Raw genomic sequence first — 24,914 nt, 5'->3', positions numbered from 1 at the left:
TACCAGGTACTTTGCAAGTATCTTTTCGATGGTAATTTTGACCTGTTAACTTATTAAGATATATTTTGAATCTGCCTTTTCATTTGGCGACAAGATATAATATATCACAGTGGAACAATACATGTCAACAATAAATCGATTCATCATCGATACTTTTTGTTTCGTATATATCTTGAGAGTTCTTTTGGTGTAACAAAACGACCGTACATTTTAAATAATACTTGGTAACGATCCTCCATAGCTTTCCGTACCATTTCATCAATCCGGTAATCACCGAGATCCAGCAAAGTTTCCTCCAGTTCACGGCGGAGAAGGTATTCAATTTCACGGCACTCCCTGGCTGAAAACAGAAACCCCATCATAAACAATCCTTCACCTCCCTGTTTACGGTCTGAGATTATATTTCCAAAATTCTCTTTTCCTTATACAGGAAAAAAGGAAATAGTGGAGTATATAAAAAAGCTGCGGATAATCCCGCAGCTTTTTTATATACTTTGCTATTTCATTATGTTTTTCATCATGTTCATTTCTTGTCCGATTACACTTTTTATTAAAAGCGGTGTTATCGTACTTTCAACAATGGCAGCCAAAAACAACAGCACAACAACCGTTCCAACAATTAACGGTAAGTCTTTTAGCATGCTGCTGAATTTACTCCTGGCCGCAGCGCGCCTCCCAGGAACAAACAATCCCATGAGCCACTCATACATAAGCACACCCAATTTAATTCCAATCGAAGCGGCAAAAATTATGGCGGATAACTCAAGAATTCCGTGAGGCAGAATTCCCGCGAGAAATAATTTTATAGGGCTCCCTCCACTTGTCGCATACAGCTTCAGTAAAAAACCTAATAAAATACCATTCGTTAGCAGCCCAAGTGCCGGATAAATTCCAAAAAAGAAAATCCCTAATCCCATCATGCTGCAGGCGGCCAGAACATTGTTTTTAAAAATAACCCAAAATGTATAAGCAGGATTATCCTTCCCGCTGATTTCACGAGCGATTTTCTGAATGCTTTGCATCATTTGCTGGGCAAGCTTTCTTATTTCCTCGGCGTTAAGATATCCGATAATCATTCCAATGAGCATAAGGGAAAATCCTATAAGGATGTATCTTTTATTTTCCCTGATAATGCCTCCTAATCTTCTGAACATTTGTTTACTCGTTCCCCTTTCTGCGAAGCCTCTTTTCATGATATCATATTTCCTGTTTTTACAATGTATTCACAAGGCATATCCTTGTCTCATTCGCATACATATGTATTGGACAAAACCCAACGGGAGGTGTATGAACTTGTTTTGGATTTTTAATGCCAGACGTCTCAAGCACTATCTTATCATGTTTACAGCCGCTTTATTCGCAGTTGGTATCGCCTGGGCCGAGCGCGACAACCTTTCCATTTTTACATCTGGAAAATCGGGTCCTTATGCCACCTACAAAGTTGATACGACGGAAAAAAAGCTCGCTCTTACTTTTGATATTAGCTGGGGCGAAGAGCGAACCGGCCCTATTCTCGATATTCTGGAGAAAAAGGGCGTAAAAAAAGCGACGTTTTTCCTCTCTTCTCCATGGAGCGAGACCCATCCTGAAATTGTAAAACGCATTCAAAAAATGGGATATGAAATCGGTTCGCATGGCCACAAACACGCAAACTACAGTAGCTTAAATGATGAAGAGATCCAAACACAAATTGCGAAGGCGGACACGATTCTTAAGGAGTTAACAGGCACTTCTCCTAAATTAATCCGCACTCCGAACGGCGACTTTGATAAACGCGTACTAAAAATCGCGGATAAAATGGGGTATTCTGTTATCCAGTGGGACACAGATTCTAAAGACTGGATGAACCCGGGTGCGCCGCAAATCGTCGATAATGTTGTGAAAAAAGCCCATCCAGGAGATATTGTTCTCCTTCATGCAAGTGACACATGCAAACAAACCCATCTGGCGCTTCCTTTAATCATTGATCAACTCCGGGAGAAGGGTTATGAATTTGTTTCCGTTTCTGAATTAATAGCGGGTGCAAAGACAAACACCAATCTAGTCCAATAAAGAAAAGAACCTGCAATTACCTGAAAAGCCCCAGGAGAAGACTATTTCTCACAGGGCTTTATTATTTTTTTCAATGCTTGTTTGTCCGTTTGCTTTCAGCAGGCGGTGAAGCTGCATAATCTGCCATGTGTTGCAAAGCAAAAGCGGAATTAGCATAAGCACCATTGATTTCAAATTGTTATTCCGTAACGCGGGCATCCACTCCAGTATCGTTACAACAAACATAAAAAATACGGTTGGAATCCAGGCTGTTTTGTTTGTTGCCCGGACTTTGAAGAAAGCAACGATTCCGGCATAAACAATAAGGCCTAAGGGAAACCAGATAAAGTTTATAATCGAAGTGCCAGGTGCAAAAACGTCATGGCGCAGAACAACAAAATCAACGAAAACAAACAGAATGAAAACAACCTGAATTCCCTGCCATAAGCTGTTTCTCTTTATAATAACCAGCGCTAAATAATGAATCGTTAAATAGGCGAAGAAACCCATTTGGCTAATTACGCTAAACATAAGCCCCGCTAACAAATTTCCAACGACTCCCATGCCGAAGTCGGCAAAACCGTTTTTGAGCGTATCCTGGCCGATTATCGTACCGGAAATCACCGCCCCAATTGCCCCAAGCAATAGTGTTGTGTAAAAAAGAAATGACCACTTCTTTAATGTCATGATATCCCCCCATTACCTAACCTCTATGATTGTATCAACTGCCTTTATAAAAAACCATCCCCTTCTCCATATTTCACCATACAACAACAGCCCTATATCGAGGATAAACCCCCCGGCTCTTTCGCATTCTAAACAATAAGGAAATAAACTGAAGAGAAAGGTGGTTGTGGTGATGAGTCCATCGACAAGGGGAATTCGCCCTTTCTTATGTTCTGCCATAGTTCTATCCCTCATCGCAACAGGCTGTGGAAGCAGCGGAGGACGACAGGGTGCCAGTTCAGCCCCGGACTATAATGAAACAAAGCAAATGGTTCTAGATATCCTTAAAACAAGAGAAGGAAAAAGTACAATTAAAGAAGCACAGAACACATCTCAAGGCGGCGGTTCGTCTGCTCAAGGTTCTTCCAGAGGCGGCTCAGGTTCGTCCGGTGGGGGCAGCTCATCAGGTGGCGGCGGTTCGTCCGGTGGCGGCAGCTCATCAGGTGGCAGCAGTTCGTCAGGTGGCGGCGGTTCGTCCGGTGGCGGCAGCTCATCAGGTGGCAGCAGTTCGTCAGGCGGCGGAGGCAGTTCGTCCGGTGGCGGCGGAGCTTCAGCAGGCGGAATGCAGACTCAAGCACACCAAATGATGCAGGATCCTATGTTCGCAAGTTCCCTTGCTAAAGCAATGCAGCAGGATAACAGACAGTTGTTGAAGGATCTTATGAAGGATCCGGAATACCAGCGGATGATGTTAAGCACAATGAAAGACGTTGAATTTCAACGGACAATGCTTGAAGTAATGAAAAGTCCAGCCTATCGCCAGCAAACGATGACGGTTATGCAGGATGCACTGCAAAGTCCTATGTTCCGAGAACAAATGGTTAATTTAATCCATAAAGCGCAGCTGCAAATGATGAGTCCAGAACAAATGCAGACAAGCAGTCAAGGCGGTGGCCAGGGCGGCCAGAAAAAGAAAGGCGGTAAGGGCCAAGGCGGCGGTCAAAATGAAGGGCAGGGCGCAGGACAAGGCTCACCAAGCGGCGGCTAAAAATATAAAACCCTGTCCTTTCGAAAGGACAGGGTTTGATTAGTTATACTTTTACGCTGCACTTCTGCTCGACTGTACGGGCAAGCTCCATATACACTTTCCCAATCTCTTCGTTCTCCTGATAAACAGATGGCGCATAACGCTCTTCATCACGCATTGGCTCCGGCTGGCCGATCGGAACCTGCACAAGCACCTCTGTATGAAGTTCCTGGGCAAGCTTCTCTCCACCGCCGCTGCCAAAGATCGGGTCTTTCTCACCGTCTTTGTTTACGTAATAAGACATGTTCTCCACGACACCCAGAATTTCATGGTTCGTCTTAATTGCCATTGCACCGGCACGGGCTGCAACAAACGCAGCTGTCGGATGCGGAGTCGTAACAATAATTTCCTTGCTCTGCGGAATCATTTGATGTACATCAAGCGCCACATCTCCTGTTCCTGGCGGAAGGTCCAGAATCATATAGTCAAGCTCATCCCAGTGAATTTCGCTAAAGAAATTGCGCAGCATCTTGCCGAGCATTGGCCCGCGCCAGATGATTGGTGAGTTATCTTCCACGAAAAAGCCCATAGAAATGACTTTTACGCCAAGGCGCTGGACAGGAAGCACCATATCATTAATGACAACCGGACGCTGCGTAATTCCCATCATATCCGGAATACTGAATCCGTAAATATCCGCATCAATAACACCGACCTTCTTGCCAAGCCGGGCAAGTGAAACGGCAAGATTGGCTGTAACCGTTGATTTTCCTACCCCGCCTTTACCGCTTGTAACCGCAATGAACTGTGTTTTTGATTCCGCCCCGAGAAGGGGGGAAAGTTCGTTTAATCCCGCTCCATGACCTTGCACGGTTCCATTATTAGGCGCCGATGCTGATGGCTGAGTATTCCCTCCGCCTCGGATCATAGCGGCAACACGGGCTCTTTCTTCATCTGTCATTGAACCAAAATGAACAATGGCTGCAGATGCACCCAATGCTTTAATTGCATTTTCTACATCCTCTTGAATTTTCACCTTTAACGGGCAGCCTTGAATTGTAAGAATTACATCCAGCTCTACCCTGTCATTATCAATTTTAATATTTCGCACCATGCCGAGTTCTACAACACTGCGGTGCAGTTCCGGGTCTTCTACTCCCTTTAAAGCCTCGAGCACTTGTTCTTCTGTTATCACTCTCGATCACCTCTTCATTGTCACATGTTTGCCCTTTATTATACCATTCAAACAACATACATCCAAACCTATTGTCCTGTCGAAATGGTTTCCCCTGAATAATAACGCAGAATCCCCTGGTAAATGGCGTTTGCCATTTGTTTTTGGTACTGCGCGGTTCCCATCTGCTTCGCTTCTTTCACATTCGATAAGAATCCCACCTCTACGAGGACAGCAGGCAGCTCTGCACTGCGCAGAATATAAATATCATTCGTCTTTTTGGCTGTTCTGTCCGTATTAGTGAGCACCCGTTTAATCTCATCCTGAATAAGGTGGGCAACCTGTCCCGATTTCTCAAGAGTAGGCGAATAGAATGTCTGTGCTCCTGACCACCGCGGAGAAGGAATGGCATTAAGGTGAATACTAACAAGCAAATCAGCTTCTTTTTCCTTTACAATCCTTGCCCTGCGCAGCAAATCCTCGGTTTTTCTTTTACTGAGCCCCTTTGTATTCTGGTCGGCGAGATCGACGTCCTCCTCTCGTGTCATAACCACAAGAGCACCCGCCTCCTGTAAAAAATCGCGTAAATACATACTTATAGGGAGTGTAATATCTTTTTCAATAAGCCCACCTGCACTCTCTGCCCCTCCATCAGGCCCCCCGTGTCCCGCATCCACCACAATGATTTTGCCCGACAGGGGAAGAGACCAGACTGACCATGATTCATCAATGGGTATTTTATATGTTAACAAGGAAACAAGCAGCAGCAGAGCAGCGACCCAAAGCGTGGCTTTTTTCTTCATCAGATGGTTTCTTACTCCTCTCATCCTTTTAGTACAGGATATGGCCTGGCCTTTCTTTTTATGTCCCTGTACAAAGAAAAACAGGCCCCCTGCTGGAAGCCCGCTGCTGCGCTATAGCAATCTCATCTTTCTCTGTCTCTCACCATATTCCAATCCTTTACGGAACCACTTCACGGAAAGATCCTCTGCCATAATGGAAACAGAGTAAGCATCCCACTCTCCAACATGGCGATTGATACGAAAATCTCCGGCTATTTCGTAAATGCATTGGTAAAAATCTTTCGAATAAACGGTCTCTATTTCCTCAGGTGTCCGGCCGGCCAGGCGCTGCTTGCTTGCTTCTGCGCCAATCATAAAAAAACGGATAATAATCTCCCCCAGATACTCTTCGATAAGATATCGCTCCAGCAAAGACAAATGCTGAATCGAAACATTAATAACTTTATCGTAGTAGCGGTTGACTTCATGCCTGTCAATTCCGCGAATGATTTTCTCTTTTACCATTTCATTATGGGCCTGTGCCCACTCCCCAAAAGAAACGACATTATCATTCATAGCATCACCCTTGCTTCATCCTATGCACCATTCCTTATCCTTTCCTATAACATTACCCTCCCATACCTTTACCATAAAACAAAAAACCGGCCCACAAGGGACCGGTTTTTGTATCGGAGAATCCGAATTAACGCTTAGAGAACTGAGGTGCACGACGAGCGGCTTTAAGGCCGTATTTCTTACGTTCTTTCATACGTGGGTCACGTGTTAAGAATCCAGCAGACTTAAGGGCCGGACGAAGCTCAGGATCAGCTTCAAGAAGCGCACGGGATACACCATGACGGATAGCTCCCGCTTGTCCTGTTGTACCACCACCGTTAACATTTACGAGCACATCGTATTTACCGTTTGTTTCAGTAAGTACGAGCGGCTGCTTAACGATAAGCTTTAGTGTTTCAAGACCAAAATATTCGTCCATTGGACGTTCGTTAATGATAATCTGACCATCACCCGGTACTAAACGTACGCGTGCAACGGAATTCTTACGACGACCTGTTCCGTAGTATTGAAGTTGTGCCACGAATTTACCCTCCCTTTACCTAACCGCGCAGTTCCCAGTTTTCTGGTTTCTGTGCTTGGTGTGGATGCTCTGATCCAGCGTATACATTCAATTTTGTTCCTAATTGGCGTCCAAGACGATTCTTTGGAAGCATACCTTTAATGGCCAACTCAAGCATACGCTCAGGCTTAGTAGCGAGCATTTGACCTGCAGTTGTTACTTTCAATCCGCCCTGGTATCCGGAATGACGGTAGTATTTCTTGTCAGCAAGTTTGTTTCCAGTCAAGTGAACTTTCTCAGCGTTGATAATAATTACGAAATCTCCAGTATCAACGTGTGGTGTATATTCAGGCTTGAATTTCCCACGAAGAATAGCAGCTACTTCGCTGGCAAGACGACCTAAAGTCTGTCCTTCAGCGTCAACTACATACCACTTACGCTCTACTTCTTGTGGCTTTGCCATGTATGTGGTGCGCATTATTTTCCCTCCTAAAAGCATTTGCATTGTTTGCAAATTCCGATAACCATATATTTTAAAAACCGACAAGTTCGGGGCTAGTGGGTTTTAAAATACCAAAGAATATGTTACTACAGGTAATGAATAGAGTCAAGATTTTTTTATACACCAGGTCGCGTTGATTAAGAAAAGCTTAATACTTCACTTCCCAAAGGTATAAACCATGCGCGGGCGCGGTAATTCCTGCGATGTCGCGGTTTCTGGCTTCCAGCATTCGCCTGACATCCTCTGCCTCCCACTTTCCTTTCCCAACCTCAACAAGTGTACCTGTCATAATCCGGACCATATTGTAAAGAAAGCCACTTCCGCGGAACGTAAGCCAGATATCGAATCCCTGGCCAGGCAGACTGTCATCCCGCTTGCTCTCCTCAATCCTTATTTCATGAATGGTCCGCACTTTATCTTCCACAACCGCACGAGTCGAACAAAAAGAAGTAAAGTCGTGGGTTCCGACGAGATAAGCAGCAGCACGCCTCATTTTCTCTAAATTAAGCGGAATTTTCACGTGCTGGGCCCATTCTCTTAGAAAAGGATCAGCGGGACGCTGATTTAAAAGACGATACTTGTATGTCTTCTCGGTTACATAGTAACGCGCATGAAAGTCCGCAGGCATATCGACAGCCTCCAGGACAACAATATCGTCCGGCAGGATGGTGTTTATGGCCACTGGGATTCTGTCTGCCGGCATCCTTGCCGCCGTGCAAAAATGCGCCACCTGCTGCCTGGCATGTACCCCGGAATCTGTTCTTCCGGATGCATGCAGCGTCGTTTCTTGTTTTAGAATTTTCCGCAGTGCATCTTCCATCGTTTTCTGCACGCTGGGACCGTTGCGCTGCCGCTGAAATCCGTAATAGGCTGTCCCTTGATAGCTGAACGTTAGTTTTATCTTGCGTCGTTCCATCTGTTCCCTTTTCATCCTTTCCAAAGAAAGCAGCGTGTAAACTTATGCCCGCAAAAACCACACAATGACGGCCAATATAACCGCTGTAATAAGCAGTACAATATCGCGCCAGCTAAATTGCAGCTGACGGTATTTGGTGCGCCCTACGCCGCCCCTGTACCCTCTCGCTTCCATGGCAAGCGCCAGATCCTCCGCCCGGCGGAAAGACTGCACGAAGAGCGGGACGATAAGCGGAAGGATATTGTTCATCCGCTTTACAATCGGACCGCTGGAAAATGCGGCCCCCCTCGACATTTGCGCTTTTGCGATTTTATCCGTCTCCTCCAGGAGCGTAGGAATAAAGCGAAGAGAGATAGACATCATCAAGGCCAGCTCGTGAGCCGGAAATCCAAAGCGGCGAAGCGGTGAGAAGAGGCTTTCCAGGCCATCCGTCAGGCGGATGGGTGAAGTCGTAAGGGTAAGTAGCGATGCGGATATCATGAGCAAAATGATGCGTACAGATACAAGTGCCGCTTCCTGTACACCTTTCTCGTGAATCTCAACAAATCTCCATGAGAACAGCAGGGCACCCTCTTTGTTGGTCAATACTTGAATAACTACTGTTAAAAGAATCAGCCAGAGAATCGGCTTGAGCCCCCGCAAAATATATTTTATCGGGATGCGCGACAGAATAACGCCGAGCATGCAGACGATGGCCGCCAGCAGGAACGAAAGCGGCGTGTTGGCAAGAAAAAGAAGAACAATATAAAAACAAATGAATAATAGCTTTGCGCGCGGGTCGACCCGGTGCATGAAGGATGTGCCGGCAATATACTGGCCAATCGGGATGGTCGTTAAAAGGCTCATCTCGTTTTCCTCCTCTTACCCCGCATGCGAACAGCGATTTCCTCTACAAGCGTTTCAGGTTTGAAAATATTATAAGGAAGGGGAGAAAACGAGCTGCCTGTCTCTTCTATCCTGCGGTTAAACCTGGCGATAAAGCGTGTAATCTCCGGCAAGTCCAATCCTGCTTCCTGAATTTTATCCGGTTTCTGAAATACATCTTCCGGCGTCCCCTCCATCCATATCCTGCCGTTGTTCATAACGTATAAATAATCCGCATAACGCGCGGCATCTTCCATGCTGTGAGTGACGAGGATGGTTGTTCGCTTCTCCTCTGCATGTATCCGATCAATCATTCCTAATATCGAACGATGCCCGGCCGGATCGAGGCCGGCTGTCGGCTCATCAAGAATTAAAATCTTTGGGTTCATGACAAGTACGCCCGCCAGCGCTACGCGTCTCATTTGCCCCCCGCTAAGCGCAAACGGAGATTTGTCTCCGTACTCTTCCGGCTTAAGTCCGACAAGCCTGAGAGCTTCACTCACGCGGGAAGAAACAAGTTCAGGCGGCACCTCCATGTTGGTTAACCCAAACGCGACGTCCTTCCGTACGGTTTCTTCAAACAATTGATATTCCGGATATTGAAAAGCAAGTCCTACATGCTGCCGTAATTTCTCCATGCCTTTTTGCTTTTTTACCGGGAGCGTAAAATCCCCAACTTTAAGCACGCCTTCGGTCGGCTGCAGCAGCCCGTTCAGCATCTGAATCAATGTCGATTTCCCCGAGCCTGTATGGCCGATAATCGCAATATATTTTCCCTGAGGAATATGAAGCGAAACGTCGTACAGTGCCTGATATTCAAAAGGTGTCCCTCTGGCATACGTATAGCCAACATGTTCTAATCGAATGTCCATAGGTGATCAAGCACTCCTTCCGACGTCGTAGTGAACGCAGGAAACGTAATTCCTTCTTTCTGCAGCCGGTACTGGAGATCGCAGGCAAAGGGAACATCCAAACCTAGCTTTCTTAGCCATTCTACCCGCTGGTAGATAACATCCGGTGTTCCTTCCGCAACCAGTTTTCCTCCGTCCATTACGATAATCCGGCCACTTCTCAGTGTTTCTTCAAGGTAATGGGTAATCTGGATGACCGTCATTCCAAGCTCCCGGTTCATTCGGTGAATGATTTCCAGGACTTCCTTCCGTCCCTGCGGGTCAAGCATCGCGGTTGCTTCATCGAGCACGAGAATTTCCGGGTGAATCGCCAGCATCCCCGCAATCGCCACACGCTGTTTCTGTCCGCCGGAAAGACGATTTGGCTCCGCATGTCTAAATTCGAGCATGTCCACTTTCTCCAGGGCATCAAGAATACGCGCTTCCATAGCAGAAGGAGAAACGCCAAGATTTTCGAGACCAAAAGCAATGTCATCCTCAACAGTCGGTGCAACAAATTGGTTATCCGGGTTTTGGAAAACCATTCCGATGGCACGGCGAATCTCCCATATCTTGTCTTCGTCATTCGTAGCCAGTCCATTTACTTTCACTTCTCCATGGGTTGGAAGCAAAAGCCCGTTCAGCATTCTGGCTAATGTCGATTTCCCTGAGCCATTGTGTCCGATAATCGAAAGAAACTCACCTTTTCTTACTGTTAATGAGGCATCCTGTACGGCCATTTCTTTAGTCTCTGTTCCTTCGTAGGAAAAGAAAACATTCGTAAGCTGTACTATGTTTTCGCTCACACCATCACACCGCTTTCAAAATTTGCATGCAAAAAAAGGGTGATAATATCCTCACCCTTTCTTGCGTCAGTGCTTTATTATTCAACTAACTCAAGGTATACCATCGGTGCACCATCGCCACGGCGAGGTCCGATTTTCAAAATACGGGTATAACCACCTTGACGCTCGGAAAAGCGAGGTGCAATTGTATCAAATAATTTTTGAATTGCATCCTGGTTGGTTTCTTTGTCAGCAACTTCTTTACGCACAAAAGCGGCTACTTGACGACGAGCGTGCAGGTCACCGCGTTTTGCCAAAGTAATCATTTTTTCAGCGATAGAACGCACTTCTTTCGCTTTGCTTTCTGTGGTTTGAATGCGTTCGCTGATGATAAGATCCGTAACCAGATCGCGGAACAGCGCTTTACGAGCAGAACTGTTGCGGCCTAATTTAGAATGTGCCATCCTTTTTTTCCCTCCTTTAAACAGATGTCTGTATCCCTAGTCGTCTTTGCGAAGCCCAAGGCCGAGTTCTTCCAGTTTCTCCTGAACTTCCTCAAGCGATTTACGGCCAAGATTACGCACTTTCATCATATCTTCCTCTGTTTTCTGCGTTAATTCCTGTACCGTGTTAATTCCGGCACGTTTTAAGCAGTTGTAGGAACGGACAGAAAGATCAAGCTCTTCAATCGTCATCTCAAGCACTTTTTCTTTCTTGTCTTCTTCTTTCTCTACCATGATTTCCGCTTCTTTAGCTTCATCAGTGAGACCTACGAACAGATTTAGATGCTCTGTCATAATCTTTGCACCGAGACTTACGGCTTCTTCCGGACGGATACTTCCATCGGCCCATACTTCTAATGTTAATTTATCGTAATTTGTTACCTGCCCAACACGTGTATTTTCTACCTGGTAGTTTACACGGCTGATAGGAGTATAGATTGAATCAATAGGAATAACCCCGATCGGCAGATCAGCCCGATTGTTCTGATCAGCGGAAACGTATCCACGCCCGCGATTAGCAGACATACGAACATGAAGACGAGCGCCGTCTTCCATCGTAGCAATCGGTAATTCAGGATTCAGAATTTCCACATCACTGTCCGCACGAATATCGGCAGCTGTGATAACTCCTGAGCCTTCCGCATCAATCTCCAGCACTTTCTCTTCATCCGAATGGATTTTAAGAGCAAGTGTTTTTAAATTTAAGATGATCTGGGTAGTATCTTCTACCACGCCTTCGATCGTGGAGAACTCGTGGAGGACCCCATCGATTTGAACGTTGGTAATTGCAGCGCCGGGTAAAGAAGATAACAGGATACGACGAAGCGAGTTGCCAAGTGTAGTACCATATCCTCTCTCTAGAGGCTCAACCACAAATTTACCATAGGTAGAGTCTTCATTTACTTCTACCACTTCGATCTTTGGCTTTTCTATTTCGATCATCACACAAACCCTCCTTCAAAACGTCGAAAATTCCGGACGGGTCATACAGGGTCCACGACCGGAATTCCCCTTTGGCGGTTACCAGTAAATCGCAACCAAAGCACAGACCTGCTTGTATCATATTACCATAGTATTCACAGGTGTATAACTTTTTAAACTGCTATTTTATGCGACTTGATGCCAAATTATACACGGCGACGTTTTGGTGGGCGGCAACCATTATGAGGAATAGGAGTAACATCTTTAATCATATTAACCTCTAATCCAGTAGCCTGTAAGGAACGGATGGCAGCTTCACGGCCGGATCCTGGTCCTTTAACCATAACTTCAACGGATTTCATGCCATGCTCCATTGCAGCTTTAGCGGCTTGTTCAGCAGCCATCTGAGCAGCAAACGGTGTGCTTTTACGAGAACCTCTGAATCCAAGGCCACCAGCACTTGCCCAAGAAATTGTGTTTCCGTGGGGATCAGTGATAGTAACGATGGTGTTATTAAACGTGGAGCGAATATGTGCAATTCCACTTTCAACGTTTTTGCGATCACGACGACGAGTACGAGTCGCAGCTACTTTTCTTTTCGCCAACTTCATTTACCCCCTTTACTTCTTCTTGCCTGCAACGGTACGACGAGGACCTTTGCGAGTACGTGCGTTAGTTTTAGTACGCTGGCCACGAACCGGCAACCCACGACGGTGACGGACACCGCGGAAAGAACCGATTTCGATAAGGCGCTTGATGTTAAGAGATACTTCACGGCGAAGATCCCCTTCAACCTTAACGGTCTTATCAATGCATTCGCGAAGTTTGGCAGTTTCATCTTCTGTCAAATCACGAACACGGGTATTTTCATTAATACCAGTCTCACTCAGAATTTTATTAGCAGTGGAACGTCCAATGCCAAAAATATACGTTAACGCGATTACAACGCGTTTATCACGAGGTAAGTCGACTCCCGCAATACGTGCCATATTTCGTGCACCTCCTTAGTAATTAACCTTGTCTTTGCTTGTGTTTCGGATTTTCACAGATTACCATAACTTTCCCTTTACGACGGATGATTTTACATTTTTCGCAAATGGGCTTTACAGATGGTCTTACTTTCACTAGGATAACCTCCTGTCATCTTCTAGAAATCAGTAACATTAGAGGTTGGAGGTCTAGGCGCCCTCTAACTTCTCGTTTCCTGACTCTATTTGTAGCGATATGTGATCCGCCCGCGGGTCAAATCATACGGTGATAATTCAACGGTGACTTTGTCACCAGGCAGTATACGGATAAAATGCATACGGATTTTACCTGATACATGGGCAAGCACTTTATGCCCGTTTTCAAGCTCCACACGGAACATTGCGTTCGGCAGAGGCTCAATTACGGTTCCTTCAACTTCAATTACATCTTCTTTCGCCATAAAATCAGTCTCCTTTCTCCAGCATGTCAGCTTGAGCTTCCTCGGCATACTTATTTAAAGCATAGCGTAATTTTGCATTGCTTACACGACCAGTTTCATTAAGGCTCTGCTGAACTTCATCAGAGAAGTAATTGAGCGGCTCTAAATGAAGAATATTTTTCTTCTTCGGCCGGTCAAATTTACGTTTATCCCCATCGGCAATCATAACATATCGAGCATCCAAAAGGGAAATAATGATGCCCATTTTCCCGGCGTCACGCCCTTGCTTCATCCGCACGAACTGTCCGATGCCTGGCAGAGGATGATCGTCTGTCAACCTCATCACCTTCATTTATTAAATCCTGGTTAGTATTTCGTAGCCGTCCTCAGTTATGACAATGGTGTGTTCGAAGTGAGCACACATCGAATTGTCCACAGTAACGACTGTCCAATTGTCAGCAAGTGTGCGGACATGCCGCTTACCCGCATTGACCATCGGCTCAATCGCAAGCACCATTCCCGGTTTCAAGCGAGGTCCGCGCCCAGGAGGTCCAAAGTTAGGAATTTGCGGATCTTCATGCAATTCCCGACCGATGCCATGACCTACATATTCACGAACAATCGAATAACCCGCTTCTTCTGCGTAAACTTGAATAGCATGAGAGATATCTGTTAGACGGGCATCCGGTTTCGCCTGCTCTAATCCCGCATAGAGAGATTTCTCTGTGATGTCGAGCAGGTGCTGGTTTTCCTCTGTAATCGTGCCTACACCATAAGTCCAGGCAGAATCACCGTGGTACCCTTCTACCTCAGCACCGATATCTAAGCTAATAATATCTCCTTCATTCAGTTTGCGCGTTCCTGGAATGCCATGGACAAGTTCTTCATTAACTGAAGTACATATACTGCCCGTAAAGCCTCCATAGCCTTTGAAAGAAGGTTTGGCTCCAAACTTCCGAATAAACTTCTCCGCGATATCATCCAATTCTTTGGTTGTAATACCGGGGTGAATGGATTGCTGTAATTCCTTGTGTGTAAGAGCAACGATACGTCCTGCTTCTCGCATGATGTCGATTTCAGCCTTGGACTTGCAGATGATCATCGAGCTTGACCCCGCAATACCTCAGCAACATCCTCAAACACTTTGTCTATATCCTGTTGTCCGTCAATTGTACGGAGCAACCCTTTTGCTTCATAATACTTCAAAAGTGGTGCGGACTGTTCGATGTTTACATCGAGGCGGGTAGCAACGGTTGCTTCGTTGTCATCCTCCCGCTGGTACAACTCTCCACCACATTTGTCGCATACTCCTTCTTCAGATGGAGGGTTGAATGCAACATGGTACGTGGCTCCGCAGTTTTTACAAATCCGGCGACCTGTCAGTCGTTCTAAAAGAAGACCGCGGTCAACATCAATGTTGATTACATGGTCGATTTTGCGTCCCATGTCTGCGAGAGTCGCATCAAGCGCTTCAGCCTGGGCCATGGTACGCGGAAATCCGTCAAGCATAAAGCCTTTCTCACAATCAGCTTTGCCCAAACGTTCCTTTACAATACCAATTACAACTTCATCCGGTACAAGCAACCCCTGGTCCATATACGACTTCGCCTGTTTCCCCATTTCCGTTTCTTCACGGATGGCAGCGCGAAACATGTCGCCTGTTGAGATGTGAGGAATTCCGAACTCCTCGACAATTCTCTCTCCCTGCGTTCCTTTACCGGCTCCTGGTAATCCCATTAAGATAATATTCATCTCTACCCCTCCATACGTCTGAAAATAACAGCCTTATCTTTAATATTACTTCATAAAACCTTTGTAATGGCGCTTAATAAGCTGAGTTTCAATTTGTTTCATCGTATCCAGTGCTACCCCGATAACAATCAGCAAAGCGGTACCGCCAATTTGTATGTTGGCCGGCAGACCTGCAACCTTTGTGAATAACACCGGAAGAATAGATACGGCAGCCAAAAAGAATGCTCCTGCCAAAGTAATTCGGTTTAATGTTCGAATAATATACTGGGCTGTCTCATTTCCTGGACGTATGCCTGGAATGTATCCACCGTTCTTTTTCATATTGTCAGCCATCTGGGTCGGATTGATTTGCACGAACACATAGAAGTACGTAAACGCGAAAATCAACAGGGCATAGATCAGCATCCCAATCGGCTGCGTGTAGTCAAAAACACGGCTAACCCAGTTGGATACCGGATGTCCTGGCCAGAACTGAGCAATCGTACGAGGAAATACAATCAAAGACAGAGCGAAGATGACGGGAATTACTCCGGCGCTGTTTACCTTTAAAGGAATATGCGTGGACTGACCACCATACATTTTCCTGCCCACTACTCTCTTTGCATATTGCACCGGTATCTTTCGAATGCCTTGCTGGACGAAAACGACCGCAATAACAATCAGGATGACCGCGAGTAGAATTCCGACAGACTTTACAATATTGAGGAACATTAAATCCTTAGAAACAAATAGTTGAGCATAGATTTGTTGCATTCCATTCGGAATTGCAGCTACGATACCCGCAAAGATGATAACGGAAATCCCGTTTCCGATCCCTTTTTCAGTGATTTGTTCACCCAACCACATGAGAAAAGCCGTACCAGCAGTAAGAACAATCGCAATCATTGCGTATGTTGTAAAAGAAGGCTGGACAACAAGGCCAGGCATCATCCGGTTAAACCCAATAGACAACCCTGTCGCTTGAATCAAGCCTAACACAATTGTCCCATAGCGGGTAACCTGTGCGATTTTCCGGCGTCCAATATCTCCTTCTTTTGACCACTGTGTAAACCTGGGAACAACATCCATCGATAAGAGCTGCATAATAATTGACGCGGTGATATACGGCATAATGCCCATCGCGAAAATAGAGAAGTTTCGAAGTGCCCACCCGAGAATGTATTGAGGAAACCGAATATGCTGTTCTTCTGGGCGATTTGATCCAGCAGCCCTACATTAATATTCGGTACCGGGACGAAGCTTCCTATCCGAAAGACGACAAGCATCAAAAGGGTAAAAATAACCTTTCGACGCAAGTCGGCAACCTTAAACACATTCGCAATCGTGGAGAACATTAAATCACCTCGGTTTTTCCGCCAACAGCTTCAATCTTCTCAACTGCTGATTGAGAAAACTTGTGGGCTTGAACCGTAAGTTTAACGTTTAAATCTCCATTTCCTAGGATCTTGATACCATCACGCTCGTTACGAACAACGCCGGCTTCCAAAAGCAATTCCGGTGTTACTACAGTATCCGCTTCAAACTGATTCAGTTTGTCGAGGTTAACTACAGCAAACACTTTGCGATTTGGGTTTGTGAAACCGCGTTTTGGTAAACGACGATACAATGGGTTTTGACCACCCTCGAAACCAGGGCGAACACCACCGCCTGAACGAGCGTTTTGACCTTTGTGTCCACGGCCCGCAGTTTTACCTGTTCCGGAACCGATACCACGACCTACACGCTTGCGGGTATGACGGGACCCTTCAGCTGGTTTGATTTCGTGTAATTTCATCGTTGCACCTCCTCTTGTAGAAGATTAATCTATTACTCTTCGATTTGTTTAACTTCAACCATATGTCTTACTTTTTCAACCATTCCGCGAATGGCAGCATTGTCCTGCTGTTCCACAGTCTGGCGAATTTTACGAAGTCCAAGGGCAGCTACAGTCGCTTTTTGGTCCTCTGTACGTCCAATAAGACTTCTTGTGAGGGTGATTTGCAATTTAGCCATGATCCAAGTCCCTCCTAACCTAAAAGCTCTTCAGTAGATTTACCGCGGAGCTTTGCAACTTGCTCAACAGTTTTCAGACGGCCGAGGCCTTCCAACGTTGCATTTACCATATTGATTGGGTTGTTAGAACCGAGAGATTTACTTAAAACGTCACCTACACCTGCAAGTTCAAGAACTGCACGCACAGGGCCGCCAGCAATAACTCCAGTACCCTCAGATGCAGGCTTCATGAATACTTTACCTGCCCCAAATCTTCCGTTAACCTGGTGAGGAAGTGTTGTTCCTACAAGCGGAACTTTAATTAGATTTTTCTTAGCATCTTCGATGGCTTTACGAATGGCATCCGGTACTTCCTGGGCTTTCCCCATACCTGCACCTACATGACCGTTCTTATCACCAACAACTACTAAAGCGCTGAAGCTGAAACGACGTCCGCCCTTTACAACCTTCGCAACACGGTTAATGGCGACTACTTTCTCTTCCAACTCCAGGTTGGTAGCGTCAATACGCATGAAGTTCCCTCCTTGTATAAGGATTTTCGTTCTTATTTAGAATTGCAAACCTGCTTCGCGCGCAGCATCTGCGAGTGTTTTAACACGTCCATGGTAGAGATATCCTCCACGGTCAAAAACAACTTGAGTTACACCTTTATCAAGTCCACGCTTTGCAATCAATGCGCCAACTTTAGCAGCCGCGTCTTGATTTCCACCATGGTTCACTTGATCTTTCAGTTCAGGATCGACAGTTGAAGCAGCAGCGATAGTTACCCCTGCCACGTCATCGATAAGTTGTGCATAGATATGTTTGGAAGTACGGTATACGTTTAAGCGAGGTGCTACAGATGTACCGGACAGCTTCTTGCGAACTCTCAAATGTCTTTTCTTCCGCGCCTTGTTTTTATCTTGTTTAGAGATCACGTTTCATTCACTCCTTTCTTAACAAACGCCTAAGCGATTACTTCTTACCAGTTTTACCTTCTTTACGACGTACGTGTTCGCCCTGATAGCGAATCCCTTTACCTTTGTAAGGCTCAGGTTTACGTACGGCACGAATCTCAGAAGCAATTTGCCCTACACGCTCTTTATCGATTCCTCGAACAATGATTTGTGTTTGAGCAGGCACTTCAAACTCAATGCCCTGTTCCGGAGTGATTTCAACTGGATGAGAATATCCAACGCTCAATGTTAAGTTGTTCCCTGCTTTTGCTGCACGGTAACCAACCCCAACGAGTTCAAGCGCTTTGCTGAAGCCGTTCGTTACACCTTCCACCATGTTCGCAATTACGCTGCGTGTTGTACCATGCAAAGCACGATGCAATTTATTATCAGAAGGACGCTCAACGATAATTTCGCTGCCTTCAATCTTTACGTTTACTTGTTCGTGAAGCGTACGAGTTAAAGTACCTTTTGGTCCTTTTACAGTCAATACAACTCCGTCAAGTTTTACGTCTACCCCCTCAGGAATAGCAATTGGTTTTTTACCAATACGGGACATTCGTCACACCTCCATTCGTTGCCTAATGTATTACCAAACGTATGCGAGTACTTCGCCGCCTACTTGCTGTTGACGAGCTTGCTTGTCGGACATAACGCCGTTTGAAGTAGAAAGAACCGCGATTCCCAATCCGCCCAGAACGCGAGGAACCTCGTCTCTCTTTGCGTATACACGCAAACCAGGTTTACTGATACGTTTCAAACCGTTGATTACACGTTCGTTATCTGCACCGTACTTTAAGAAAATACGGAGGATACCTTGTTTGTTGTCTTCAACATATTCTACATCACGGATAAATCCTTCTTCTTTCAGAAGAGCTGCAATATCACGTTTGATTTTGGAAGCAGGTACTTCCAGCTTCTCATGACGTACCATGTTGGCGTTACGGATGCGGGTAAGCATATCTGCAATCGGATCTGTCATTACCATGTGTTTAACCTCCTTCCCATTTTACAGGGGTTTACCAGCTTGCTTTCTTCACTCCAGGGAGTTGACCCTGGTATGCTAAGTCACGAATACAAATCCGGCAAAGTTTAAATTTGCGATACACGGAATGCGGACGACCACAACGTTCACAACGTGTGTAGGCCTGCACTTTAAACTTTGGCTTACGTTGTTGCTTCACGATCATCGACTTTTTAGCCACGTGTTTCCCTCCTCAGTAATAAGAATTCGAAACTATTTAACGAAAGGAGCGCCCAGTTGCGTTAAAAGTTCGCGGCCTTCTTCGTCCGTTTTTGCTGTTGTAACAACGACAATATCCATTCCGCGGATAGCGTCGATTTTATCGTATTCAATCTCAGGGAAAATCAATTGTTCTTTTAATCCAAGTGTGTAGTTTCCGCGACCATCAAATGCTTTGCTGGAAATTCCGCGGAAGTCACGTACACGAGGTAAAGAAACGTTGAATAGTTTGTCTAGGAATTGGTACATACGCTCGCCGCGCAGTGTTACCTTAACTCCAATCGGCATTCCTTCACGAAGGCGGAAGCCGGCGATGGATTTCTTCGCACGAGTGACAACCGGTTTTTGACCAGCAATCGCCGTTAAGTCACGAACCGCTCCATCGAGAACCTTCGGGTTGGAAACTGCTTCACCCAAACCAACGTTAATAACAATTTTCTCGATTTTAGGCACCTGCATAACAGATGAATAACCGAATTTCTGCATTAAAGCAGGAACGATTTTTTCTTGGTAAGTTTCTTGCATTCTTGTAGCCATCTAGTGTGACCTCCTTTCCGACCTGACTACTTATCGAGTGTTTCGCCAGATTTTTTCGCAATACGTACTTTCTTTCCGTCTACAATCTTGTGGCCAATACGAGTCGGCTCACCCGATTTTGGATCAACGATCATTACGTTAGAAGCATCAATTGCTGCTTCCTGTGTAACGATGCCACCCTGTGGATTGCTAGGATTTGGACGAGTGTGTTTCTTAACCATATTTACGCCTTCAACCAGCACACGGCCAGTTTTCGGGTATGCGGAAAGAATACGGCCCTTTTTACCTTTATCTTTTCCAGTAATGACAACTACATCGTCACCGGTTCTAACATGCAACTTTTTACGTTCGGACATGACGGCACCTCCTTGTCAGTGAACTTTATATCTATCGCTCAGGATTTACAGTACTTCAGGAGCCAGGGATACGATTTTCATGAAATCTTTTTCGCGAAGTTCCCGGGCAACCGGTCCGAAAATACGAGTTCCGCGCGGGCTTTTATCATCACGAACGATAACGGCAGCATTTTCATCAAAACGGATATAAGAACCGTCGTTACGACGCGCACCAGTTTTAGTGCGAACGATAACTGCCTTAACAACGTCGCCTTTCTTGACAACGCCACCTGGTGTTGCTTGTTTTACCGAACAAACAATAACATCACCAATATTAGCGAATTTACGTCCAGAGCCACCCAATACTTTAATACACATTAATTCTTTCGCACCGGAGTTGTCTGCTACACGCAAACGAGTTTGTGTTTGAATCACGGAGAGTCCCTCCCTTCAGTTGTAACGAATCTTTCAATCTCTACTAATTAGATAACAACGGCTTTCTCAATCACTTCAACCAATCGGTAACGCTTATCTTTCGAAACCGGACGAGTTCCATGATTCTTACCAGATCGCCAATTTTTGCAGTGTTTTGCTCATCATGAGCTTTGAACTTCTTGGAGTATTTCACTCGCTTACCGTAAAGCGGATGCTTTTTGTAAGTTTCAACAAGAACAACGATGGTTTTATCCATTTTGTCAGAAACAACTCGACCAAGAACTACTTTTCGCGCATTGCGTTCTTCTGCCATGTTTGCGACCTCCTCTCTTACTATTAGCTAATTCCTAATTCACGTTCACGAAGAACGGTTTTGGCTTTTGCGATATCCTTACGTACATCACGGATACGTGCAGGGTTGTCTAATTGACCTGTCGCTAATTGAAAACGGAGGTTAAAAAGTTCTTCCTTCATAGAAGTTACTTTTTGTTCGATTTCGGCAGTGGTTAAGTTGCGAATTTCATTAGCTTTCATTTGCGTCACCACCCAATTCTTCCCGTTTTACAACTTTACATTTAATCGGAAGTTTGTGCATAGCCAGACGCAATGCTTCGCGTGCTACCTCTTCAGGGACACCAGCTAGCTCAAACATGATTTTTCCTGGTTTAACAATTGCTACCCAGTGTTCTACAGAACCTTTACCGGAACCCATCCGTACTTCTAGAGGTTTCTGTGTTACAGGCTTATCCGGGAAAATTTTAATCCATACTTTACCGCCACGCTTCATGTAACGAGTCATTGCAATACGCGCAGCTCGATTTGACGGTTTGTTACCCAAGAGGCTTCTAATGCTTGAAGGCCGTATTCACCGAAAGTAACTTCAGTGCCACCCTTCGCCTGCCCTCTCATTTTTCCGCGGTGTTGCTTGCGGTGTTTTACACGTTTAGGGATCAACATGATTATTGGCCTCCTTCCTCTTGATTTCTCTTCTTCGCTTGAGGAAGAACTTCTCCGCGATAAATCCAAACTTTAACGCCGATTTTTCCGTATGTTGTATCAGCTTCAGCTGTACCGTAATCGATATCCGCACGAAGTGTGTGCAGAGGAACGGTACCTTCGCTGTATCCTTCAGAACGAGCGATATCTGCTCCACCAAGACGTCCGCTTACCATTGTCTTGATACCTTGAGCACCAGCACGCATTGTGCGTTGCAGCGATTGCTTTTGTGCACGGCGGAAAGAAATACGGTTTTCCAACTGGCGAGCAATGCTTTGTGCAACAAGGTTTGCATCCATATCAGGACTTTTGATTTCATTAATGTTGATATGAACTCTTTTTCCTGTTAGAGATGATAAAGCTTTGCGAAGTTTTTCAACTTCAGAACCACCCTTACCGATGACCATTCCTGGTTTAGCAGTGTGGACAGTAACGTTTAGACGGTTGGCCGCACGCTCGATTTCAACAGTAGAAACAGAAGCGTCTTTCAATTGTTGTTTTACATATTCACGTACCTTAAGATCTTCATGTAAGAGTGTAGCATAATCTTTGTCTGCGAACCACTTGGATTCCCAGTCACGGATAATGCCAACCCGAAGTCCTATAGGGCTAACTTTTTGACCCACGCGCTATCCCTCCTTATTTTTCGGATAATACTACTGTAACGTGACTTGTACGCTTGTTAATCCGGCTCGCACGACCCATTGCACGAGGACGGAAACGTTTCAATGTCGGACCTTCATCAACGAATACCTTGCTGATTACCAGGCTATTCGCATCTAAATTCATGTTGTGCTCAGCATTTGCAACAGCTGACATCAACACCTTCTCGATTACCGGAGATGCTGATCTAGGCGTGTGCTTCAGAATCGCAATCGCTTCGCCTACTTGCTTGCCTCGAATCAAGTCTACTACGAGACGCATTTTGCGAGGAGCAATTCGGATATAACGAGCTACCGCTTTTGCTTCCATGTAAGTACCCCCTCTCTTGCGTTCAGGTTAATTTACAAATAAATTAACGTCTTGTTTTCTTGTCGGAGTCTACGTGACCTTTAAAAGTACGTGTTGGAGCAAATTCTCCAAGCTTATGTCCGACCATATCTTCAGTAACATAGACAGGTACATGCTTACGGCCATCGTACACTGCAAATGTATGTCCTACGAAATCAGGGAAGATTGTAGAGCGGCGAGACCACGTTTTAATTACACGCTTGTCGCCTTTTTCGTTTTGTACTTCGACCTTTTTCATTAGATGATCATCTACAAAAGGTCCCTTTTTTAAGCTGCGTCCCATGAACGAACCTCCCTTCGTATTAGAAGTGCGGTTTCTAGCGACCGCACCTTTTTTGCATTATTTTTTACGGCTACGGATAATATACTTATCAGACTGCTTGTTTTTCTTGCGAGTCTTCGCGCCAAGTGTTGGTTTACCCCAAGGAGTTAATGGGCCGCTGCGTCCGATTGGCGCGCGTCCTTCACCACCACCGTGTGGGTGATCGTTCGGGTTCATTACAGAACCGCGGACTGTAGGGCGGATGCCTTTCCAGCGAGAGCGTCCTGCTTTACCAATTGTAATCAACTCATGATCAAGGTTACCTACCTGGCCGATGGTTGCACGGCACTCGTTAAGAATAAGGCGGGTTTCACCTGATGCAAGGCGTATGATAACATATTTCCCATCGCGTCCAAGCAATTGAGCTTCAGTCCCTGCAGAACGAACAAGCTGTCCGCCTTTGCCTGGCTTCATTTCAATGTTGTGGATAACAGTACCAACCGGGATATTTGCCAGTGGAAGTGCGTTACCTATCTTGATGTCTGCGTTCGGGCCGGATTCAATGGTCATACCTACTGTCAGTCCGTTAGGAGCGAGGATATAACGCTTTTCACCGTCAGCGTAGTTAATAAGAGCAATGTTGGCGGAACGGTTTGGATCGTACTCGATAGTAGCTACGCGGCCAGGAATTCCGTCTTTGTTACGTTTGAAGTCAATGATACGATACTTCTGCTTATGACCGCCACCTTGATGACGAACTGTAATTTTACCTTGATTGTTGCGGCCGGCTTGTTTGCTTTTCGGCGCAAGCAGAGATTTCTCAGGAGTCGAGGTTGTAATCTCTTCAAAAGTAGAAACAGTCATTTGACGACGACCAGGAGAAGTCGGTTTGTACTTTTTAATTGCCATTTAATTTCCCTCCTTTACTGTGTCGTGTAATTAAACACCTTCAAAGAACTCAAGAGCTTTGCTATCTTCACTCAATTGAACAATCGCTTTTTTCCAATCAGAACGACGTCCCATATGTTTACCTACGCGCTTCGGCTTACCTTTTACACGCAGTGTATTTACGTTCACAACTTTTACATCAAAAATGCGTTGAACGGCATCTTTAATTTCAGTTTTATTCGCACGTAAATCAACTTCGAATACGTATTTGTTGCTGGACATCATGTCAGCAGTACGTTCGGTAATAACCGGGCGCTTGATAATATCGCGAGGATCTTTCATTATGCAAGCACCTCCTCAACTTTTGCGACTGCATCCTGCGTAATAAGTAACTTGTCATGATGCAGAACATCAAGAACGTTAATTCCGTTTGCAGGGACGAACTTCACTCCAGGGATGTTACGAGCCGACAATGCAACCGCATCGTTGTACTCTCCTGTAACGATAAGAACTTTATTATCAACTTTAAGATTTCCGAGCACTTGGATCATTTCTTTTGTCTTCGGCACGTCAAACGCCAGGGAATCCAGAACCAGGATTTCTTCGTTTTGAACTTTAGAAGATAAAGCGGATTTAATCGCAAGGCGACGAACTTTCTTAGGAAGCTTGTAAGAATAGCTGCGAGGTGTAGGTCCGAAAACAACACCACCGCCTACCCATTGTGGTGAACGGATGCTACCCTGACGGGCACGGCCTGTTCCTTTTTGTTTCCAAGGTTTACGACCACCACCGCGTACCGCTGAACGATTCTTTACAGCATGAGTACCTGCACGGCGGGAAGCCTGTTGCGCAATTACAGCATCAGCAAGCACGAATTCGTTCGGTTCAATTCCGAATACAGCATCCGCTAATTCGATTTCACCTACTTGAGAGCCAGCTTGATTAAAAAGTGTTACTTTAGGCATTGTGAGTCCTCCTTTCTTA

At 45.5% G+C, this 24,914-nt stretch carries 40 protein-coding genes and 3 pseudogenes; 2 read left to right on the top strand and 41 right to left on the bottom strand.

The genetic code is table 11. The features are described 5' to 3' along the window. Positions 1-143: 143 nt before the first annotated feature. Together MBEAL2_RS15910 and MBEAL2_RS15905 are read right to left on the bottom strand one after the other, a co-directional pair. Positions 144-362, bottom strand: a complete 219-nt coding sequence (locus tag MBEAL2_RS15910) for a hypothetical protein (RefSeq protein WP_047153268.1) — start codon at positions 360-362, stop codon at positions 144-146. A 135-nt stretch (positions 363-497) separates the two neighbouring features. Further along, the gene (locus tag MBEAL2_RS15905; RefSeq protein ID WP_047153267.1) at positions 498-1,154 is read right to left on the bottom strand and encodes a stage II sporulation protein M; all 657 of its coding nucleotides are present in this window, start codon (positions 1,152-1,154) and stop codon (positions 498-500) included. A 133-nt stretch (positions 1,155-1,287) separates the two neighbouring features. Between MBEAL2_RS15905 and pdaB the strand changes: the two genes are divergently transcribed. Then, a complete protein-coding gene (gene pdaB, locus MBEAL2_RS15900) occupies positions 1,288-2,052 on the top strand; it encodes a polysaccharide deacetylase family sporulation protein PdaB (protein WP_047153254.1) in 765 nt (254 codons plus the stop codon). A 48-nt stretch (positions 2,053-2,100) separates the two neighbouring features. On the opposite strand, the gene MBEAL2_RS15895 is transcribed toward pdaB, so the two are convergent. Then, complete coding sequence (locus tag MBEAL2_RS15895; protein ID WP_047153253.1) at positions 2,101-2,718, bottom strand: KinB-signaling pathway activation protein; 618 nt, start codon at positions 2,716-2,718, stop codon at positions 2,101-2,103. Positions 2,719-2,890: 172 nt separating this feature from the next. Between MBEAL2_RS15895 and gerD the strand changes: the two genes are divergently transcribed. Further along, a complete protein-coding gene (gerD, locus tag MBEAL2_RS29350) occupies positions 2,891-3,745 on the top strand; it encodes a spore germination lipoprotein GerD (protein ID WP_052947757.1) in 855 nt (284 codons plus the stop codon). A gap of 43 nt (positions 3,746-3,788) precedes the next feature. Here gerD and salA read toward each other — a convergent pair whose 3' ends face one another. The 38 genes and pseudogenes from salA to rplD form a co-directional block, all read right to left on the bottom strand. Then, positions 3,789-4,919 (bottom strand): iron-sulfur carrier protein/transcriptional regulator SalA, encoded by a 1,131-nt coding sequence (gene salA / locus MBEAL2_RS15885; RefSeq protein ID WP_047153252.1) that lies wholly within the window; start codon positions 4,917-4,919, stop codon positions 3,789-3,791. Between the two features lie 68 nt (positions 4,920-4,987). Then, the gene (gene cwlD / locus MBEAL2_RS15880) at positions 4,988-5,701 is read right to left on the bottom strand and encodes an N-acetylmuramoyl-L-alanine amidase CwlD (protein ID WP_047153251.1); all 714 of its coding nucleotides are present in this window, start codon (positions 5,699-5,701) and stop codon (positions 4,988-4,990) included. A 111-nt stretch (positions 5,702-5,812) separates the two neighbouring features. Beyond that, entirely contained in the window at positions 5,813-6,256 is a 444-nt protein-coding gene (locus MBEAL2_RS15875) for a DUF2521 family protein (RefSeq protein ID WP_047153250.1), read from the bottom strand. A 127-nt stretch (positions 6,257-6,383) separates the two neighbouring features. Beyond that, entirely contained in the window at positions 6,384-6,776 is a 393-nt protein-coding gene (rpsI, locus tag MBEAL2_RS15870) for a 30S ribosomal protein S9 (RefSeq protein ID WP_047153249.1), read from the bottom strand. 19 nt (positions 6,777-6,795) lie between these two features. Continuing rightward, on the bottom strand, positions 6,796-7,233 hold the full coding sequence (rplM, locus tag MBEAL2_RS15865; protein ID WP_047153248.1) for a 50S ribosomal protein L13: 438 nt from the start codon (positions 7,231-7,233) through the stop codon (positions 6,796-6,798). Positions 7,234-7,405: 172 nt separating this feature from the next. Then, positions 7,406-8,173 carry a tRNA pseudouridine(38-40) synthase TruA gene (truA, locus tag MBEAL2_RS15860; RefSeq protein WP_047153247.1) on the bottom strand — a complete coding sequence of 256 codons (768 nt, stop codon included), beginning with the start codon at positions 8,171-8,173 and terminating at the stop codon, positions 7,406-7,408. Positions 8,174-8,215: 42 nt separating this feature from the next. Continuing rightward, positions 8,216-9,019 carry an energy-coupling factor transporter transmembrane component T family protein gene (locus tag MBEAL2_RS15855; protein WP_047153246.1) on the bottom strand — a complete coding sequence of 268 codons (804 nt, stop codon included), beginning with the start codon at positions 9,017-9,019 and terminating at the stop codon, positions 8,216-8,218. Then, positions 9,016-9,909 (bottom strand): energy-coupling factor transporter ATPase, encoded by an 894-nt coding sequence (locus MBEAL2_RS15850; RefSeq protein WP_047153245.1) that lies wholly within the window; start codon positions 9,907-9,909, stop codon positions 9,016-9,018. The genes MBEAL2_RS15855 and MBEAL2_RS15850 overlap by 4 nt, the downstream gene beginning before the upstream one ends. Continuing rightward, entirely contained in the window at positions 9,894-10,733 is an 840-nt protein-coding gene (locus tag MBEAL2_RS15845; RefSeq protein ID WP_047153244.1) for an energy-coupling factor transporter ATPase, read from the bottom strand. Before MBEAL2_RS15845 ends, MBEAL2_RS15850 begins: the two co-directional genes overlap by 16 nt. 77 nt (positions 10,734-10,810) lie before the next feature. Then, positions 10,811-11,176: a 50S ribosomal protein L17 gene (gene rplQ / locus MBEAL2_RS15840; RefSeq protein WP_047153243.1), complete on the bottom strand. Its 366-nt coding sequence runs from the start codon at positions 11,174-11,176 to the stop codon at positions 10,811-10,813. 36 nt (positions 11,177-11,212) lie between these two features. Next, the gene (locus MBEAL2_RS15835; RefSeq protein WP_047153242.1) at positions 11,213-12,157 is read right to left on the bottom strand and encodes a DNA-directed RNA polymerase subunit alpha; all 945 of its coding nucleotides are present in this window, start codon (positions 12,155-12,157) and stop codon (positions 11,213-11,215) included. Positions 12,158-12,342: 185 nt separating this feature from the next. Beyond that, a complete protein-coding gene (rpsK, locus tag MBEAL2_RS15830; protein ID WP_047153241.1) occupies positions 12,343-12,747 on the bottom strand; it encodes a 30S ribosomal protein S11 in 405 nt (134 codons plus the stop codon). A gap of 9 nt (positions 12,748-12,756) precedes the next feature. Further along, positions 12,757-13,125 (bottom strand): 30S ribosomal protein S13, encoded by a 369-nt coding sequence (gene rpsM, locus MBEAL2_RS15825; protein WP_047153240.1) that lies wholly within the window; start codon positions 13,123-13,125, stop codon positions 12,757-12,759. A 22-nt stretch (positions 13,126-13,147) separates the two neighbouring features. Then, positions 13,148-13,261: a 50S ribosomal protein L36 gene (gene rpmJ / locus MBEAL2_RS30300; protein ID WP_057900126.1), complete on the bottom strand. Its 114-nt coding sequence runs from the start codon at positions 13,259-13,261 to the stop codon at positions 13,148-13,150. An 85-nt stretch (positions 13,262-13,346) separates the two neighbouring features. Beyond that, positions 13,347-13,565 (bottom strand): translation initiation factor IF-1, encoded by a 219-nt coding sequence (gene infA / locus MBEAL2_RS15820; RefSeq protein ID WP_003322635.1) that lies wholly within the window; start codon positions 13,563-13,565, stop codon positions 13,347-13,349. 4 nt (positions 13,566-13,569) lie between these two features. Beyond that, positions 13,570-13,896, bottom strand: a complete 327-nt coding sequence (locus MBEAL2_RS15815) for a KOW domain-containing RNA-binding protein (RefSeq protein ID WP_236692901.1) — start codon at positions 13,894-13,896, stop codon at positions 13,570-13,572. A 3-nt stretch (positions 13,897-13,899) separates the two neighbouring features. Further along, positions 13,900-14,646 (bottom strand): type I methionyl aminopeptidase, encoded by a 747-nt coding sequence (gene map / locus MBEAL2_RS15810; RefSeq protein ID WP_047153239.1) that lies wholly within the window; start codon positions 14,644-14,646, stop codon positions 13,900-13,902. Continuing rightward, complete coding sequence (locus tag MBEAL2_RS15805) at positions 14,643-15,296, bottom strand: adenylate kinase (protein WP_047153238.1); 654 nt, start codon at positions 15,294-15,296, stop codon at positions 14,643-14,645. The genes map and MBEAL2_RS15805 overlap by 4 nt, the downstream gene beginning before the upstream one ends. A 45-nt stretch (positions 15,297-15,341) precedes the next feature. Then, positions 15,342-16,630: pseudogene (gene secY / locus MBEAL2_RS15800) on the bottom strand (preprotein translocase subunit SecY). Further along, positions 16,630-17,070 (bottom strand): 50S ribosomal protein L15, encoded by a 441-nt coding sequence (rplO, locus tag MBEAL2_RS15795; protein ID WP_047153237.1) that lies wholly within the window; start codon positions 17,068-17,070, stop codon positions 16,630-16,632. Before rplO ends, secY begins: the two are co-directional and overlap by 1 nt. A gap of 32 nt (positions 17,071-17,102) precedes the next feature. After that, complete coding sequence (rpmD, locus tag MBEAL2_RS15790; RefSeq protein ID WP_047153236.1) at positions 17,103-17,288, bottom strand: 50S ribosomal protein L30; 186 nt, start codon at positions 17,286-17,288, stop codon at positions 17,103-17,105. 14 nt (positions 17,289-17,302) lie between these two features. Then, positions 17,303-17,800 (bottom strand): 30S ribosomal protein S5, encoded by a 498-nt coding sequence (gene rpsE, locus MBEAL2_RS15785; protein ID WP_047153235.1) that lies wholly within the window; start codon positions 17,798-17,800, stop codon positions 17,303-17,305. A 36-nt stretch (positions 17,801-17,836) separates the two neighbouring features. Then, on the bottom strand, positions 17,837-18,205 hold the full coding sequence (rplR, locus tag MBEAL2_RS15780) for a 50S ribosomal protein L18 (protein WP_047153234.1): 369 nt from the start codon (positions 18,203-18,205) through the stop codon (positions 17,837-17,839). Positions 18,206-18,242: 37 nt separating this feature from the next. Then, a complete protein-coding gene (gene rplF / locus MBEAL2_RS15775) occupies positions 18,243-18,782 on the bottom strand; it encodes a 50S ribosomal protein L6 (protein WP_047153233.1) in 540 nt (179 codons plus the stop codon). 30 nt (positions 18,783-18,812) lie between these two features. Next, positions 18,813-19,211 carry a 30S ribosomal protein S8 gene (gene rpsH / locus MBEAL2_RS15770; RefSeq protein WP_047153232.1) on the bottom strand — a complete coding sequence of 133 codons (399 nt, stop codon included), beginning with the start codon at positions 19,209-19,211 and terminating at the stop codon, positions 18,813-18,815. Positions 19,212-19,242: 31 nt separating this feature from the next. Further along, the gene (locus MBEAL2_RS15765; RefSeq protein ID WP_040305028.1) at positions 19,243-19,428 is read right to left on the bottom strand and encodes a type Z 30S ribosomal protein S14; all 186 of its coding nucleotides are present in this window, start codon (positions 19,426-19,428) and stop codon (positions 19,243-19,245) included. 32 nt (positions 19,429-19,460) lie between these two features. Next, positions 19,461-20,003: a 50S ribosomal protein L5 gene (gene rplE / locus MBEAL2_RS15760; RefSeq protein ID WP_047153231.1), complete on the bottom strand. Its 543-nt coding sequence runs from the start codon at positions 20,001-20,003 to the stop codon at positions 19,461-19,463. A gap of 26 nt (positions 20,004-20,029) precedes the next feature. Beyond that, positions 20,030-20,341, bottom strand: coding sequence for a 50S ribosomal protein L24 (gene rplX, locus MBEAL2_RS15755; RefSeq protein WP_047153264.1), 312 nt, complete (start codon positions 20,339-20,341; stop codon positions 20,030-20,032). A gap of 63 nt (positions 20,342-20,404) precedes the next feature. Next, positions 20,405-20,773 carry a 50S ribosomal protein L14 gene (rplN, locus tag MBEAL2_RS15750; RefSeq protein WP_047153230.1) on the bottom strand — a complete coding sequence of 123 codons (369 nt, stop codon included), beginning with the start codon at positions 20,771-20,773 and terminating at the stop codon, positions 20,405-20,407. A 47-nt stretch (positions 20,774-20,820) separates the two neighbouring features. Next, positions 20,821-21,086, bottom strand: a pseudogene (rpsQ, locus tag MBEAL2_RS15745) (30S ribosomal protein S17). A 23-nt stretch (positions 21,087-21,109) separates the two neighbouring features. Continuing rightward, entirely contained in the window at positions 21,110-21,307 is a 198-nt protein-coding gene (rpmC, locus tag MBEAL2_RS15740; RefSeq protein WP_047153228.1) for a 50S ribosomal protein L29, read from the bottom strand. Continuing rightward, positions 21,297-21,730: pseudogene (gene rplP / locus MBEAL2_RS15735) on the bottom strand (50S ribosomal protein L16). Before rplP ends, rpmC begins: the two are co-directional and overlap by 11 nt. A 2-nt stretch (positions 21,731-21,732) precedes the next feature. Beyond that, positions 21,733-22,395: a 30S ribosomal protein S3 gene (rpsC, locus tag MBEAL2_RS15730; RefSeq protein WP_047153226.1), complete on the bottom strand. Its 663-nt coding sequence runs from the start codon at positions 22,393-22,395 to the stop codon at positions 21,733-21,735. Positions 22,396-22,408: 13 nt separating this feature from the next. Beyond that, entirely contained in the window at positions 22,409-22,741 is a 333-nt protein-coding gene (gene rplV / locus MBEAL2_RS15725; protein WP_047153225.1) for a 50S ribosomal protein L22, read from the bottom strand. Between the two features lie 43 nt (positions 22,742-22,784). Continuing rightward, complete coding sequence (rpsS, locus tag MBEAL2_RS15720; protein ID WP_047153224.1) at positions 22,785-23,063, bottom strand: 30S ribosomal protein S19; 279 nt, start codon at positions 23,061-23,063, stop codon at positions 22,785-22,787. A 57-nt stretch (positions 23,064-23,120) separates the two neighbouring features. Next, a complete protein-coding gene (gene rplB / locus MBEAL2_RS15715; RefSeq protein ID WP_047153223.1) occupies positions 23,121-23,951 on the bottom strand; it encodes a 50S ribosomal protein L2 in 831 nt (276 codons plus the stop codon). 30 nt (positions 23,952-23,981) lie between these two features. Further along, on the bottom strand, positions 23,982-24,272 hold the full coding sequence (gene rplW, locus MBEAL2_RS15710; protein WP_047153222.1) for a 50S ribosomal protein L23: 291 nt from the start codon (positions 24,270-24,272) through the stop codon (positions 23,982-23,984). Beyond that, a complete protein-coding gene (gene rplD, locus MBEAL2_RS15705; RefSeq protein WP_047153221.1) occupies positions 24,272-24,895 on the bottom strand; it encodes a 50S ribosomal protein L4 in 624 nt (207 codons plus the stop codon). Before rplD ends, rplW begins: the two co-directional genes overlap by 1 nt. Positions 24,896-24,914: the final 19 nt, after the last annotated feature.

The organism is Aneurinibacillus tyrosinisolvens, from assembly GCF_001015055.1.
Lineage (GTDB): Bacteria > Bacillota > Bacilli > Aneurinibacillales > Aneurinibacillaceae > Aneurinibacillus_A > Aneurinibacillus_A tyrosinisolvens.
This window is presented reverse-complemented; position numbering and strand designations above follow the sequence as displayed.

Excerpts from the sequence above, each read along its gene's own strand:
- MBEAL2_RS15815 (WP_236692901.1), bottom strand. The coding sequence starts at position 13,896 with ATGAAGGTGATGAGGTTGACAGACGATCATCCTCTGCCAGGCATCGGA.
- rpmD (WP_047153236.1), bottom strand. The coding sequence starts at position 17,288 with ATGGCTAAATTGCAAATCACCCTCACAAGAAGTCTTATTGGACGTACA.
- MBEAL2_RS15855 (WP_047153246.1), bottom strand. The coding sequence starts at position 9,019 with ATGAGCCTTTTAACGACCATCCCGATTGGCCAGTATATTGCCGGCACA.
- MBEAL2_RS15835 (WP_047153242.1), bottom strand. The coding sequence starts at position 12,157 with ATGATCGAAATAGAAAAGCCAAAGATCGAAGTGGTAGAAGTAAATGAA.
- rplM (WP_047153248.1), bottom strand. The coding sequence starts at position 7,233 with ATGCGCACCACATACATGGCAAAGCCACAAGAAGTAGAGCGTAAGTGG.
- MBEAL2_RS15895 (WP_047153253.1), bottom strand. The coding sequence starts at position 2,718 with ATGACATTAAAGAAGTGGTCATTTCTTTTTTACACAACACTATTGCTT.
- MBEAL2_RS15910 (WP_047153268.1), bottom strand. The coding sequence starts at position 362 with ATGATGGGGTTTCTGTTTTCAGCCAGGGAGTGCCGTGAAATTGAATAC.
- rplV (WP_047153225.1), bottom strand. The coding sequence starts at position 22,741 with ATGGAAGCAAAAGCGGTAGCTCGTTATATCCGAATTGCTCCTCGCAAA.
- MBEAL2_RS15875 (WP_047153250.1), bottom strand. The coding sequence starts at position 6,256 with ATGAATGATAATGTCGTTTCTTTTGGGGAGTGGGCACAGGCCCATAAT.
- rplQ (WP_047153243.1), bottom strand. The coding sequence starts at position 11,176 with ATGGCACATTCTAAATTAGGCCGCAACAGTTCTGCTCGTAAAGCGCTG.
- MBEAL2_RS15805 (WP_047153238.1), bottom strand. The coding sequence starts at position 15,296 with ATGAATATTATCTTAATGGGATTACCAGGAGCCGGTAAAGGAACGCAG.
- map (WP_047153239.1), bottom strand. The coding sequence starts at position 14,646 with ATGATCATCTGCAAGTCCAAGGCTGAAATCGACATCATGCGAGAAGCA.
- pdaB (WP_047153254.1), top strand. The coding sequence starts at position 1,288 with ATGAACTTGTTTTGGATTTTTAATGCCAGACGTCTCAAGCACTATCTT.
- rplF (WP_047153233.1), bottom strand. The coding sequence starts at position 18,782 with ATGTCCCGTATTGGTAAAAAACCAATTGCTATTCCTGAGGGGGTAGAC.
- gerD (WP_052947757.1), top strand. The coding sequence starts at position 2,891 with ATGAGTCCATCGACAAGGGGAATTCGCCCTTTCTTATGTTCTGCCATA.
- infA (WP_003322635.1), bottom strand. The coding sequence starts at position 13,565 with ATGGCGAAAGAAGATGTAATTGAAGTTGAAGGAACCGTAATTGAGCCT.
- rplB (WP_047153223.1), bottom strand. The coding sequence starts at position 23,951 with ATGGCAATTAAAAAGTACAAACCGACTTCTCCTGGTCGTCGTCAAATG.
- rpsM (WP_047153240.1), bottom strand. The coding sequence starts at position 13,125 with ATGGCACGTATTGCGGGAGTCGACTTACCTCGTGATAAACGCGTTGTA.
- rpsE (WP_047153235.1), bottom strand. The coding sequence starts at position 17,800 with ATGCGTATTGACGCTACCAACCTGGAGTTGGAAGAGAAAGTAGTCGCC.
- rpmC (WP_047153228.1), bottom strand. The coding sequence starts at position 21,307 with ATGAAAGCTAATGAAATTCGCAACTTAACCACTGCCGAAATCGAACAA.
- MBEAL2_RS15905 (WP_047153267.1), bottom strand. The coding sequence starts at position 1,154 with ATGTTCAGAAGATTAGGAGGCATTATCAGGGAAAATAAAAGATACATC.
- rpsK (WP_047153241.1), bottom strand. The coding sequence starts at position 12,747 with ATGAAGTTGGCGAAAAGAAAAGTAGCTGCGACTCGTACTCGTCGTCGT.
- rplO (WP_047153237.1), bottom strand. The coding sequence starts at position 17,070 with ATGAAATTACACGAAATCAAACCAGCTGAAGGGTCCCGTCATACCCGC.
- truA (WP_047153247.1), bottom strand. The coding sequence starts at position 8,173 with ATGGAACGACGCAAGATAAAACTAACGTTCAGCTATCAAGGGACAGCC.
- rpsH (WP_047153232.1), bottom strand. The coding sequence starts at position 19,211 with ATGGTAATGACAGATCCGATTGCAGATATGCTTACCCGCATCCGTAAC.
- rpsS (WP_047153224.1), bottom strand. The coding sequence starts at position 23,063 with ATGGGACGCAGCTTAAAAAAGGGACCTTTTGTAGATGATCATCTAATG.
- rplE (WP_047153231.1), bottom strand. The coding sequence starts at position 20,003 with ATGGCTACAAGAATGCAAGAAACTTACCAAGAAAAAATCGTTCCTGCT.
- rplW (WP_047153222.1), bottom strand. The coding sequence starts at position 24,272 with ATGAAAGATCCTCGCGATATTATCAAGCGCCCGGTTATTACCGAACGT.
- MBEAL2_RS15850 (WP_047153245.1), bottom strand. The coding sequence starts at position 9,909 with ATGGACATTCGATTAGAACATGTTGGCTATACGTATGCCAGAGGGACA.
- cwlD (WP_047153251.1), bottom strand. The coding sequence starts at position 5,701 with ATGAAGAAAAAAGCCACGCTTTGGGTCGCTGCTCTGCTGCTGCTTGTT.
- rplD (WP_047153221.1), bottom strand. The coding sequence starts at position 24,895 with ATGCCTAAAGTAACACTTTTTAATCAAGCTGGCTCTCAAGTAGGTGAA.